The organism is Pleomorphochaeta caudata (assembly GCF_055395745.1).
The window spans coordinates 1,727,519-1,740,722 of record NZ_AP042458.1; the positions used below are offsets into that span (position 1 = coordinate 1,727,519).

The 13,204-nt window shown below is 28.4% G+C and carries 15 protein-coding genes; 9 read left to right on the plus strand and 6 right to left on the minus strand.

Annotation, left to right across the window (positions count from 1 at the left end; all coding sequences use genetic code 11):
- Positions 1–16: 16 nt before the first annotated feature.
- The 3 genes from ACZ5RS_RS08045 to ACZ5RS_RS08055 form a co-directional block, all read right to left on the minus strand.
- Positions 17–367 (minus strand): cyclophilin-like fold protein, encoded by a 351-nt coding sequence (locus tag ACZ5RS_RS08045; RefSeq protein WP_464634256.1) that lies wholly within the window; start codon positions 365–367, stop codon positions 17–19.
- Between the two features lie 88 nt (positions 368–455).
- Positions 456–779 carry a carboxymuconolactone decarboxylase family protein gene (locus ACZ5RS_RS08050; RefSeq protein WP_464634258.1) on the minus strand — a complete coding sequence of 108 codons (324 nt, stop codon included), beginning with the start codon at positions 777–779 and terminating at the stop codon, positions 456–458.
- 47 nt (positions 780–826) lie between these two features.
- Entirely contained in the window at positions 827–1,714 is an 888-nt protein-coding gene (locus ACZ5RS_RS08055; RefSeq protein ID WP_464634260.1) for an AraC family transcriptional regulator, read from the minus strand.
- 221 nt (positions 1,715–1,935) lie between these two features.
- On the opposite strand from ACZ5RS_RS08055, the gene ACZ5RS_RS08060 reads away from it, so the two are divergent.
- The 4 genes from ACZ5RS_RS08060 (at position 1,936) to ACZ5RS_RS08075 (ending at position 6,214) form a co-directional block, all read left to right on the plus strand.
- Entirely contained in the window at positions 1,936–2,892 is a 957-nt protein-coding gene (locus tag ACZ5RS_RS08060) for an alpha/beta hydrolase (protein ID WP_464634262.1), read from the plus strand.
- 9 nt (positions 2,893–2,901) lie between these two features.
- Positions 2,902–4,071, plus strand: coding sequence for an iron-containing alcohol dehydrogenase (locus ACZ5RS_RS08065; RefSeq protein ID WP_464634264.1), 1,170 nt, complete (start codon positions 2,902–2,904; stop codon positions 4,069–4,071).
- 278 nt (positions 4,072–4,349) lie between these two features.
- A complete protein-coding gene (locus tag ACZ5RS_RS08070; protein ID WP_464634266.1) occupies positions 4,350–5,078 on the plus strand; it encodes a hypothetical protein in 729 nt (242 codons plus the stop codon).
- 224 nt (positions 5,079–5,302) lie between these two features.
- Positions 5,303–6,214: a cupin domain-containing protein gene (locus tag ACZ5RS_RS08075; RefSeq protein WP_464634268.1), complete on the plus strand. Its 912-nt coding sequence runs from the start codon at positions 5,303–5,305 to the stop codon at positions 6,212–6,214.
- 274 nt (positions 6,215–6,488) lie between these two features.
- Here the strand turns inward: ACZ5RS_RS08075 and ACZ5RS_RS08080 are convergent, their stop codons facing one another.
- Complete coding sequence (locus ACZ5RS_RS08080; RefSeq protein WP_464634270.1) at positions 6,489–6,989, minus strand: cyclophilin-like fold protein; 501 nt, start codon at positions 6,987–6,989, stop codon at positions 6,489–6,491.
- Between the two features lie 165 nt (positions 6,990–7,154).
- Positions 7,155–8,330 (minus strand): MFS transporter, encoded by a 1,176-nt coding sequence (locus tag ACZ5RS_RS08085; protein ID WP_464634272.1) that lies wholly within the window; start codon positions 8,328–8,330, stop codon positions 7,155–7,157.
- A 147-nt stretch (positions 8,331–8,477) separates the two neighbouring features.
- Here ACZ5RS_RS08085 and ACZ5RS_RS08090 point away from each other — a divergent pair, with 147 nt between their 5' ends.
- Entirely contained in the window at positions 8,478–8,795 is a 318-nt protein-coding gene (locus tag ACZ5RS_RS08090; protein ID WP_464634274.1) for an ArsR/SmtB family transcription factor, read from the plus strand.
- Between the two features lie 2 nt (positions 8,796–8,797).
- Here the strand turns inward: ACZ5RS_RS08090 and ACZ5RS_RS08095 are convergent, their stop codons facing one another.
- Entirely contained in the window at positions 8,798–10,078 is a 1,281-nt protein-coding gene (locus ACZ5RS_RS08095; RefSeq protein WP_464634276.1) for a condensation domain-containing protein, read from the minus strand.
- 380 nt (positions 10,079–10,458) lie between these two features.
- On the opposite strand from ACZ5RS_RS08095, the gene ACZ5RS_RS08100 reads away from it, so the two are divergent.
- The 4 genes from ACZ5RS_RS08100 to ACZ5RS_RS08115 all read left to right on the plus strand — a co-directional run bounded on the left by ACZ5RS_RS08100 (position 10,459) and on the right by ACZ5RS_RS08115 (position 13,185).
- On the plus strand, positions 10,459–11,310 hold the full coding sequence (locus tag ACZ5RS_RS08100; RefSeq protein ID WP_464634278.1) for a transporter substrate-binding domain-containing protein: 852 nt from the start codon (positions 10,459–10,461) through the stop codon (positions 11,308–11,310).
- Between the two features lie 29 nt (positions 11,311–11,339).
- The gene (locus ACZ5RS_RS08105; RefSeq protein WP_464634280.1) at positions 11,340–12,140 is read left to right on the plus strand and encodes an amino acid ABC transporter permease; all 801 of its coding nucleotides are present in this window, start codon (positions 11,340–11,342) and stop codon (positions 12,138–12,140) included.
- On the plus strand, positions 12,140–12,886 hold the full coding sequence (locus ACZ5RS_RS08110; protein ID WP_464634281.1) for an amino acid ABC transporter ATP-binding protein: 747 nt from the start codon (positions 12,140–12,142) through the stop codon (positions 12,884–12,886). Before ACZ5RS_RS08105 ends, ACZ5RS_RS08110 begins: the two co-directional genes overlap by 1 nt.
- A gap of 107 nt (positions 12,887–12,993) precedes the next feature.
- Entirely contained in the window at positions 12,994–13,185 is a 192-nt protein-coding gene (locus tag ACZ5RS_RS08115; RefSeq protein WP_464634283.1) for a YwbE family protein, read from the plus strand.
- Positions 13,186–13,204: the final 19 nt, after the last annotated feature.

The following is a 13,204-nucleotide window of genomic DNA, read 5'->3' on the forward strand; positions in this document are numbered from 1 at the left end:
TTATTGTTTTATTAAACTATTCGATTACTTCTATTTTTACTTGACCTTCTATATATTTAAGATTTTCTTTTCCTTCAATTACCTTACCTAGTTTTATAAGACCTGTGGCATAAGAAAAGTTTTTGTAAAAAATGCATAAGTTGCCCCAAGGCGCATATAAGCAGAAATCTCCAACTTTTGGTTCATATCCATTAGGGGCTCCTAAAGTTGAAAGTTTTTTTGGTAAGTAACTGATTTTTTCTGTTCTACTGTAGTCTTCAAAATCTAAACTTAATGGTAATTGTTCTAAAAAACTTTGAGTAGTTTTATTGTTATCCATATTAAAAATAATAGTATCTTGAGTCTCTAGTGTTAATTTAATTTTCATATTAGCCTTCTTTTTTATAACTTGTAATCAAAAACTAATTTATAGTTTAAATAAATTAGTTTTATCATACAGTTAATATTAATTTTTACTAGTCTTTCCAAACTTCAGTAGCCATTCTAAATACAGCCCAAGCTTTAGGCCAACCAACATAAAAAGCTAAATGAGTTAATACTTCAGCAATTTCTTCTTTAGTAATGCCATTATTTTTAGCACTTTGTAGATGGAACATAAGAGAACTATCCAAAATACCACTTGCCATTAATCCTGTTACAGTGATTAAACTTCTATCTCTTGGTGAAAGTTCTTTTTCTCTTGACCAAACTTCTCCGAATAAAACATCATCATTTAATTGAGCAAACTTTGGAGCAAAATCTCCTAAAGCATCTCTACCCGCTGTTACTTTTTTACTCATAATTAATCTCCTATTATAGTAAATTTTATTTTTTATATTTTTATATTTTATTGTGCATATAGCGCCACATTATTTTTATCCTTTGCAGGTGTGGTTCCAAAAAATCTTTTATATTCTCTACTAAATTGAGAAGGACTTTCATATCCAACTCTAATAGCTGCTACATTAGCTTTTTCGCCTTCTGTTTGTATCATTTCTTTTGCTTTATACAATCTAATGTTTTTTATATATTGAAGAGGGGATGTGCTTGTTATTGCTCTAAAAGCAGAATGGAAAGCTGTGGCACTCATTCCTGCTTCACTTGCAAGTTCTTGTATTTCAAAAGGTTTAGAATAATTTTCATGTATATTATTTATAATTCTTGAAATTTGATAAAATCCTCTATTATTTACAGCTAATTCTCGTAATATTTCACCATTTTCTCCACTAAGAATTTTAAAGATTATTTCTTTGACATATAAAGGACCTAAAACTCTTGTTTCATTTTTATTCCCTATTACATCAATTAATCTAATAGCTGCATCAATTACACTATCTGAGGTTGGTGCATCATATAAACTGTTTAGAATTGTTGAAGTCTTAGGAGGTTTTATATCCATATCAAATAATATTTCACCAATTATTTGAGGATCGATAGTAATTGTAAGACCTACCATAGGTTTATCTTTTTCAATTATAGCTTCACATTCAACAGATAGAGGAACTGTTTGTACATAGTAATGATCTCTATCGTAGAAATATGTATTGTCTCCTAGATAAATATTTTTTTTACCCTGTGCTAAAATTATTATTTGAGGATTATATAATTGAGGCCTTTTTTTGAAAGGATCATCAATCCTAAATAATTCAACACCTTTAAGAGTGCTATTTAAAACTCCTTCTTTTGGAAGTTTTGTTAAAAGTTTATCTTTCATTATATCAATTTTATTTTGCATAAATCACCTCAAATAAAAATTCTTTGTTCAATTGAATTATGCACATTTTAAATTAAAAAGAAATATAATTCACTAGAATTTTGTAGGAATAGGCAATAATTATGTTGGAATTGATATTTTTTTTAATAGCTTAATAAATTATGTTATTAACGTAATGATTTAGAAAATCAAGAATTGTTAAAATTTAGAAAATATAAAATATAATTATAGGAGAAAAAATTATGTGGGATAAAATATTTCCAAAAAGTGAAAAAGTTATCGTAAATAGAGTTTCATATCGTAATAGATACGGTATTGATGTATCTGCTGATTTATATATGCCTGTCGATATTGATATGACAAAAAAATACCCTGCTATTGTTGTTGGAACACCTTATGGTGGAGTAAAAGAACAAGGTGCTGGATTATATGCTCAAACTTTTGCAGAAAGAGGTTTTGTAGCAATCGCATTTGATGAATCATATAATGGTACTAGTGGTGGAGAACCAAGAAGAGTTTCTTCCCCTGATGTATTCTCAGAAGATTTTAGTGCTGGTGTAGACTTTTTAGGTACTCGTTCATATGTTGATAGAAACAAAATTGGTGCTATGGGTATTTGTGGTAGTAGCGGATTTGCCTTAAAGGCAGCACAAGTTGACCACCGTATTAAAGCTGTTGCTACAGCAAGTATGTATGATATGAGTCGTGTAAACAGATATGGCTGGATGGACAGCATGACTGAGGAAGAAAGAAATAAAACTTTAGATCAATTAGGTGAACAAAGATGGAAGGATTTTGAAAATGGACTTCCTGAAATCCCAGCTGGTTTCCCAAGTACACCTCAAGAAGAAATTCCAGAAGGATTAGATCCAATTACAAGTGAATTCTTTGAATTCTATGCAATGAAAAGAGGTCATCATCCAAATGCTCCAGCTGCATTTACTCTAACAAGTTCATTAGCTTTTATGAATTTCCCATTATTGAACTATATTGATTCAATATCTCCAAGACCAATTTTATTAATTGCTGGTGATATTGCACACTCACGTTACTTTAGTGAAGATGCTTATAAAGCTGCAAAAGAACCTAAAGAATTATATATTGTTCCAGGTGCAAGACATATTGACTTATATGATAGAACAGACTTGATTCCTTTTGACAAATTAGAATCATTCTTTAAAGAAAACTTAAATAAATAGGAGAGAATGATGAATTTAGATTTTACATATCAAAATCCAACTACAATCTATTTTGGTAAAGATTCTTTAAATAATTTAAAAGCCGAATTAGAAAATTATGGTGATAATATTTTAATTGCTTACGGAAGAAGTTCAATTAAAAAGATTGGTCTTTATGATAAAGTAGTAGCAATATTAAAAGAAAGTGGAAAAAATATTTTTGAATTAGATGGAATTATGGCTAATCCAACATATGATAAAGTTAAAGAAGGTGCAAATCTTGTAAAAGAAAATAATGTAGATTTAATTTTAGCTGTTGGTGGTGGTTCTGTAATTGACTGTGCTAAAGGTATTTCAGTTTCTGCATATTGCGAAGGTGATGCATGGCAAAAATACTGGTTACAATTTGCTCCAGTTGATAATAAAATAGTTCCAGTAGCATCAATTTTAACTTTAGCTGGTACTGGTTCAGAAATGAATGGTGGATCAGTAATTACAAATAATGATATGAAACTAAAGATGGGTAGAGTATTCCCTGCTAATGTTAATCCAAAATTTTCTATCTTGAATCCTGAATATACTTTCTCTTTACCACAATATCAAATGGTAAGTGGTATCTTTGATATGATGTCACACTTAATGGAAAGTTATTTTTCTGGAGAAGATGATGTTACAACTGATTACTTAATTGAAGGTTTATTACGTTCAATTATTCATAGTGCTAAAATTGCAGTAAATGATAATGAAAACTATGAAGCAAGAAGTAATCTAATGTGGAGTGCTACATTAGCAATGAACCCTATTATGGGTTTAAGTAAAACACAAGACTGGCAAGTACATATGATTGAACATCAATTAGGTGCTTATACAGATTGTGCTCATGGAATGGGATTAGCTGCAGTTTCTATCCCATATTACAAAGCAATTTACAAAAATGGTTTAGATAAATTTGTTCGTTTTGCAACACAGGTTTGGGGAATTGATGCTGAAGGTAAAACTAAAGATGAATTAGCTCTAGCAGGTATTGATGCATTAAAGGCATTTGCTGATGAATGTGGAATTATAACTAATTTGAAAAAATTAGGAACTACTGAAGATATGTTAGAACCAATTGCAAATTCAACAATCATTTTAGGAAGCTATAAAAAATTAACTAAAGAAGAAGTTCTAGAGATTTTAAAAGCTGCTTATGATGCTTAAGTAAAAATTCTATTGAATTAACAATTAGAAGAACGACAAGTACTACCTTACTAAGAAATTAGAAGGTAGTATTTTTTTTATTGTTAACACTAAACTATTTTACTAAACAAGTTTAATTATAATATTTTATAAAAAAATAATTAAAACTAATTCTTTAAATATAAAAGTTATGTTAAGGTGTTAATCAATAAAAAAATATTTATTAATTTTTTTTATAATAATTTATTATAATCAATTATTTTTAGTGTAAATTAATAATTGAGAGGAAAGGTGAGATTTTGAAAAAAAATACTTATTTATGTTATTGCTTAATAGCTTTATTAATCTCCGCATTATTTATGGGGTGTGATTTAGGGGAAGCAGGAAGTACTGATGTTTCTTTTTCAGTAATTTATAAGGGAGAGCAGTATTCAGAAAAATTTACTACTGAACCTTTTGTTCCTTATTTTGAGCTTCTAGAAGCTAAAATTGGTCTTGAAGGTATTGATATAAACATTTTAGGTGGATCAGATCAAGAAAAAATTGTAGAAAGTAATAAAATGTTTCCAGGGCCTTATTCTATAGACTTATATGATTCTAATTCAAGTAAAGAAATTGGTCATGTAAATCTTATTAATGGAACTTATGAATCTGTTGAAATGAATTTGTCGAAACAAGTGTATAATAATGCTGATTCAATATATTTAAGAGGAAGCTACCATGATGCATCAGATCATGTTACAGGAGTGTTTTTCCATTATTCTGGAACAAATCTTTTTGAAGTAAATAATACAGATGGTTTTAAGATTGATTCTAAAAATAATTCTGTAATATTAACCTTTGATATGGATTCATTTTTTAAAGATATCAATTTAGGGGATAGAGTTCTAGGTGGAACGAATCCTATTATTATTGATTTAAATAGTAATGTAGATTGGTATAGTACTATCTACAATAATATAATAAATTCTTGTCAAATAGGATTAGATGCCAATAATGATGGTATAGTTGATTCTTTAAATAAATAAATTTATTAACTACTTATTATAGAAAAATAACAGGTGTTGTTTAGTTTGTTATATCTTAGCAAATTATAATGCCTGTTTTTTTTTAAAATTTATTAGTAAATTAATACATTTTATAAAGAAAATGTGAGAAATTTTTTGTATACCCTTGACCTAAAGCTTACTCTAGGTTGTACACTATATAATATAAGATTTATAAATAATATAAATAAGGATAGGTAAATTTAATGAAATACATTGATAAAACTGAATTTGATAAAGTTAATATATTTGGAACAGGTATTCCAAATGATATGTTCGCTAAATATTTTATTGGAGATTCTTTTTTGAATTTTTTAGTAAAACCTGGTGAAACTCCAGTTTTCTTAGCTAATGTAACATTTGAACCTGGTTGTAGAAATAATTGGCATATCCATCATGCAAAATCTGGTGGTGGACAAATGTTAGTTTGTACAGCAGGGGAAGGTTGGTACCAAGAAGAAGGGAAAGATCCTATTAGTCTCTCTGAAGGTTCTTTTATTTATATCCCAACTGATGCAAAACATTGGCATGGAGCTAAAAAAGATAGTTGGTTCAGCCATATTTCTTTAGAAGTTCCAGGTGTTGAAACAAGTAATGAATGGTTAGAACCAGTAACAGATGAAGTATATAATGCACTAGCTGAAACAGCAGAAAACACTCAATTTAATGGTAGAAAAGCTTCAATGATATATGAAACTAAAGAAGAATTTGATAAAGCAAATATTTTTGGAACGGGTATCTTTAATGAAATGTATGCTCAATATTTCATTGGAAATTCATATTTAAATATGGTTACAAAACCAGGTGTTGAGCCTCTATTCCTTGCAAATGTAACTTTTGAACCTGCTTGTAGAAATAACTGGCATATTCATAAAGCAACAAGTGGCGGTGGACAAATGCTAATTTGTACAGCTGGAAAAGGTTGGTATCAAGAAGAAGGAAAAGCCGCACAAGAATTAAAAGAAGGGGATGTTGTATATATCCCAACTGATGTAAAGCATTGGCATGGTGCACAAAAAAATACTTGGTTTAGTCATATAGCTTTTGAACTTCCAGGCGAAAATACTTCAAATGAATGGTTAGAAGAAGTCACTGATGAAGATTTTGCAAGTCTTTAATAATTAAAATATTAAGCCTACTAAAATTCTAATGCTCTAGGCCTTGAGTATTGAAAAAATAAAATATATAACAAACCTTTTAGTCTCTAAAATAATTTTTAGACTTTAAGGTTTGTTATTTTTGTAGCTATTTAATAAATCCTAAAGATTGTTAAGCAAATAGGTATATTTTTTTTGATTAAATTAATCACTAACAATGCTAAAGGGGTGAGACTCTCAGTCTTTTTGTAGTTATGATTCTAAAGAAACTAATATTTAATTTAGGAGCTTTTTTTTATTTTGCAGTCTTGATTATGATATCGACACGATTTTTAAAGGCTTTAACAGTTTCAATATCTGATTTATCAATTGATCCTATTATTGAAATATTAGGCATATTTTTAAATTGTTCTTCATGATCTACTAGTATTGTGAACCAACCTCCAAACCATCCTATTTCTCCGATTTCCCATTCTTTTTTGCCTTCAGTTGGATCAAAAGGTAAATCTTCACTTACTGAACCACAAAGATCGTCTGCTGCTCTTGATACAGTAACAGAGAATGGTAGTAATTCTTTAAAAGCTTGGGCACTTTGAGTATCATTTAAAGTTCCATGAATAATTTTTCCATTCATTTCTAGTATTATAGGTGTTGTTTTTTGATTATTTTCCATAATTGTTTTCTCCTTATGAGTTTCTTGTATTTCAACTTGTTTGTTAGTATTTTCTGAGGTACAAGAAATAGCTAAAATTACAAAGAAAAGGGTAGTTATTGAGATTAAAATTATTCTTTTCATTTTTATTCCTATTTTTGTATGTATATTATTAATTAAGAGCATAAAAGATAAAGTTAACTCTAGGTCAATATGATTTTATATAAAAATTATAAGTATTAGGCTATAAAAAAATCAGTTAAACTTAATTATTGTTTAACTGATCTTTTGAGTATTATTGTTTTATTTTTAATTCATTATTTGTCTTTGTCTCATTTCGAATCTTGCAATAAATATTGCAGCAATAAAACCAACAATTAATATTACAAAGGAAGCATATTGGAAAATATAATTAATACTCGTGTTAGTTATTATTCTTCCATTAATTGCTGTTCCTACAGCTCCTCCAACAAACATATTAAATGAGGCTAGAGACATAGCAGTCCCTCTCATTTTTGGTAATTTTGCTTGTGCTGTAGATACTAGTGTTGATTGTAAGAATATAAAAGCAACGCCAAAGATGAATAAAGAAATGATTATTAAATATATATTTGTAAATGTAGAGAGTCCATATAATCCCATGAATCCTAAAATGCCAGCTACAGCTAAAAAGGCATTTTTTAATCTCTTTTTGACTTTTGGAGCAATTCTTCCTCCAATTACAGTACCAATACCAAAGAAAGATAAAATTAAACCAACTTGTAAAACACTAAAGCCTGTTAATGTTTGTAATAATTTTCCTGAATATGTAAAGCTACCAAATACAGAGAAACCTACAAAGAAAATTACTAATACTAATCTCATAAAACGATAATTTGAAAGAGGAGCTTTGTAAGCCGTAATGAAATTAAGTTTATCAACAACGCCCTTATCTTTTTCTAATATTTTTAAAATGATGAAAGCAATAATTAATTCCCCAATACCATAAATTATATAAACTAAGCGCCAAGAACCAAAATAAGAAATTATACCACCTAGTGCAGTTGCTGTTGCGCCACCTAAGAACATTAATCCCATAACTTTTGCTAGAGCTCCCTGTCTTTCTTTATCATTAAAGGATTGTCCAACTAAAGCCATTGTTACAGGGAAAATACCTGCTCCAAATGCGCCATTAAAACTTCTAAATATAACTAAACTAGTTAAATTAAAGGCAAATCCTCCCATAATACTAAAAATAGCAGTTCCAAAGGATGCAATTCTAATAATATTGATTTTCCCATATCTATCAGACAAAGGCCCAAAGATTAATGTAAATAATCCAAAAGAAAGCATATATGCAGTAACTGATATTGCTGCTTGTTGTAATTCTAATCCTAGATCTTGTGATATTTTTATTAATAATGGAGCTGCTGCATAGTTATCTCCGTTTGTTAAGAATGCAAGCATACCTAATGTTATTAACATAATATTCTTTTTATCTTTCATCTAAAGTCTCTCCTAAAATAAATGGTTAAGTATTTTAATGATGCTTTTTAACCTGTATGTTTCAAAGTTTCTTAATATTGAAACTTTATAATAAAATAGTCAAGTATTTCATTGACAAAGAGAATAGTTTTTGAAATATTTAAATATATGATAAGTGAAAAAGAATTTAAAAGAGCTGAAATACAAGCTCAAATGTTTAAGGCTTTAGCTCATCCAATGAGAGTATATATTTTAGAAAAATTAAAAGAGAAATCTTGGTGTGTTTGTGAATTGGCACAAGAGATAGGGGTGCCAAAATCTGCAGTATCAAAACATTTATCACAACTAAAAGAAGCTGGTTTGGTAAATGATTCAAGAATGGGAACAAGAGTTGAATACTCTTTAATTGCACCTTGTATATTAGAATTAACAAATTGTGCTGCAAAAACTGTTTTAGAAAACAAAAAAAAGCAGCTAGAAATATAATTTTATTTTATTAATAATTCTTTGATTTGTATCTCCATGTTATTAAATAAATTATTTATTATTTTTGAAGATATATTTTCTTCATAATAACTAGAACAGATACTTATTGTATTATTATAGGTAAAAAGAGATAACATAAAAGCTGGGGCAACAAAAGCTGGAGATATAAAATAAATATCACTTATTGTTGAAGAGCCAAACTTAATTGTATTTTTGTCAAATAGACCTAAATTAGTAATCATAGGTGTACAACTTTCAGTATTTTTTATTTCGTCCCATTCTGTAATAAATGCATCTTTTAGTTTTGAATAACCTAAATCCTTTGATAAATCACCAGCTATTGTGTTATGAATAAAATCTTTAGAATTTATTAAATTTTTAATTTCATTATCAGTGTATTTAAAATAATTCTTATAATTTTTAAATTTTGTGGATAATTTTACATTTAAAGTCGTGGCTAAGTTACAGATTGTTTGTGGTCTTTCTTTATCCAAATATTTTCTTAAATCAATCATAAATTGTAGTTCTTTATTTTGATCCTTTATTTTTAGTGTTTGAACTAAAGCTTTAAAATAAATTGCACAAAATAATGAGTTTATTGTTATTTCATTTAATTTAGAAAATTCTTTTATTTTATTAAAATCATCTTTAGAATATCTTAATAATTTAAATGTGAAGAGTTTTGAATTATTGCTTTTATTAATTGGAAAGCCCCAGGTAGGAGGAGTTTCTGCTTTTTCTGCTTCAAAATATGAATTAATATTTTCTATATTAAAAGATCTATAAAAATTATTTGTGTTACGGTTATTAGTATTTAGAGAAGATTCTTTTTTTTCATGATTTTCTATTTGTGTGTAAATTGTTGATAATTGTTTTAAAATATATTTTATACCAGATCCATCACACACAGAATGGTTTACTTTTAATATAATAGTGTTATTAATCTTATTCTCTAATAAATAAACACAGAGTGGTAACTCTTTTGTAGTATCGATTTCAATTTCAAGTATTTCTTTTATTTTTGAAGTCATATCTTCAGTCTGTAAAATAAAACAAGGCGTTTTAAAGTTTTTAAATTCATATTGCCATACTGGTGGATTAAAATTTTCATTAAATATACAGCCAAGAATAGGGTCCTCAATAATCAAGTAGTTAACTGCTTTATATAGTATTTCATAATTTATTTTATCATTAGATTGAATTACAAATTGTAATAAAGCATTAGTGTTTATTTCTTGTGAAATATGGTTAAACCAATCTTGTGGAGTAGTTTCAAAATTCATTTTTACATTCCTATTATAGATTTAAATGTTTAAAAGATTTTTCAAAAATTAAAAAGAAAAATTTTAGCTGCCTTTTTATTATAAAATTTTTTTTAAATATTTAAAATATTAATTATTAAGTAAAAAAAATTTATTTATTTAAACAAAAAAAAATATTTTCTTTCGGTAAAATGAAATAATTATGAAACAATTGAGTAATAACTCTAATATTGTTAAGTATTTGGGTGAAATTGTAATATTTATTATATTTGTATCAATTTGATAACAAAATGTTAAATTAATAACACTATTGACATAATTATAACGTTGAGTTATATTGACTTCATATTTAATTGGTATGAAGGTACACACTCTTCAACTAAATAATAAGGGAGATCAAAATGAAAAAATTATTATTATTAGCTTTGTTATTAGCTTTTAGTTTTTCATCAGTTTTTGCTAATGGCTCAAGTGAAGCTAAAGCAACTGATAATGAAAATGCAGTAAAACCTTTAAGAGTTGCTATGGAATGTGGATATGCTCCATATAACTGGACTCAAGCAGATGATTCAAATGGCGCAGTACAAATTGCTGATTCAAATGATTATGCTTATGGTTATGATGTTATGATGGCAAAAATTGTTGCTGAAGGCTTAGGTCGCCCATTAGAAATTGTTAAATTAGATTGGGATTCATTAGTACCTGCAGTTCAATCTGGAACAGTTGATTGTGTTATTGCCGGTCAATCTCCAACAGAAGCTAGAAAACAAATGGTTGATTTTACTGATCCATATTATTATGCATCAGTTGTATGTATGACACTACAAGATAGTAAATTTGCTAACGCTCAAGGAAAAAGTGATTTAAGTGGTGGATCTTGTACTAGCCAATTAGGTACTCTATGGTATGATACTTGTTTACCTCAAATTGATGGTGCAAAAATGCTTCCTGCACAAGAATCAGCTCCTGCTATGTTAGTAGCATTAAATAGTAAAAGAGTAGACTTTATTTGTACTGATATGCCAACAGCTCAAGCTGCTTTAGTAGCATATCCTAATATGAAAATCTTAAGTTTCGTTGGAACAGATGATGATTTTGAATTAAGCCAATCTGATATTGATATTAGTTGTTCAGTATCTAAAGATAATCCTGAATTAACAAAAGCTATCAATGAAATTTTAGCTACTATGGATGAAAATGATTATAATAGAATGATGGCTGAAGCAATATCTGTTCAACCATTATCAAACTAAAAAATTTATAAGGATAGGTAGAAAATATAATGAGTATTGCTGAAATGAGTTTTCTTCAACGTATGGTTTACATTTTGCAAACATACAGTGTCTCTTTATTAAAGGGAGCAGGTGTTACAATGACAATAGCCATCATTTGTACTGCTTTAGGTTGTTTAATTGGATTTGGTGTTGGTATTGTACAAACAATCGAATTAAAGAAATCTTCTAGTACTTTCAGTAGGGTCATTGTTAAATTTTTTAAAATTGTTTTATCTATCTATGTAGAGTTTTTTAGAGGAACTCCAATGATGTTACAGGCTGCATTCATATTTTATGGTGCAAGCCAATTATTTAATATTAATTTAGGCATGTGGCAAGCTGCTATAATAATTGTATCAATTAATACTGGTGCATATATGGCAGAGACAGTAAGAGGTGGAATCCTTTCTGTTGATATTGGTCAAACAGAAGGGGCAAAAGCTATTGGTATGAATCACGTTCAAACAATGACTAGTATTATCTTACCTCAAGCTCTTCGCTTAATCATGCCTCAAATTGGTAATAATTTAATTATTAATATCAAAGATACTTGTGTATTATCAATTATCGGTACTGTTGAATTATTCTTTACATTTAAGAGTATTTCAGGGGCTCTTTATACATATTTTGAAGCTGCTACTGTTACTTTAATTATATATTTCATTTTAACATTCACTTGTTCAAAAATAATGAGATATATTGAAAAGAAAATGGATGGTCCTGCAAACTTTGATTTAGCGACTACTGATACTTTAGCTTATACAAGTGGATTAAATTCTGCTCAAGTTCCATCAAGGGAGAGACTATAATGGGTGAAATATTAAATGTTAGACATTTGTCTAAAACTTTTGGTAAAAACGAAGTATTAACTGATATTGATTTCGATGTTAATACAGGGGATGTAACTACTATTATAGGAGCTTCAGGTTCTGGTAAGTCTACATTACTTAGATGTATTAACTTATTAGAAACTCCAACTTCAGGTGATGTAATATTTCATGGTCAAAAAGTAGATGATGGTGGAATGAAAGAAGAAGCTTATAGAGCAAAAGTTGGTATGGTATTCCAATCTTTTAATCTTTTTAATAATCATTCTGTTTTAAGCAATTGTATGCTTGGTCAGATTAGAGTATTAAAAAAGAGTAAAGAAGAGGCAAAAGCACAAGCTATGAAATATCTTGATAAAGTTGGAATGGCTCCTTATATTAATGCTAAACCTGCTCAATTATCAGGTGGTCAAAAGCAAAGAGTTGCTATTGCAAGAGCTCTAGCTATGGATCCAGAAATTTTATTATTTGATGAACCTACTTCTGCTTTAGATCCTGAAATGGTTGGTGAAGTATTAGAAGTAATGAAAACCTTAGCTCATGAGGGAATGACAATGCTTGTTGTAACCCATGAAATGGCTTTTGCTAGAGATATTTCTTCTCATGTTGTTTTTATGGCAGATGGAAAAATTGAAGAAGAAGGATCTTCTGATGATATTTTCTATCATCCAAAAAGTAAAAGGACCAAAGAGTTCTTAACTCGTTTTAGAGAAGATGGTAAAAAATAAAATTTAATAATATCAAATACAGGGAGCCTTGTGGCTCCTTTTTTTTATTTCTCTTTTACATTTACCTATCAGATAAAAAAGCCTATACTTCAAAACAGAGGTACAATATGGATGGTAAAATAAGAGCAAATATAAAACCTGGTTTAAAAGTTGCAATAATTCTTAAACAAGATCAAGCAAGTGGGAAATTAACTGATGGGATAGTAAAAGATATTCTTACAAATTCTCCAAAACATCCCCATGGGATAAAAGTTAGGTTAGAATCGAACTTAGTAGGAAGAGTTGCAAAAATTTATTAATAATTTATATAGTTTTTAC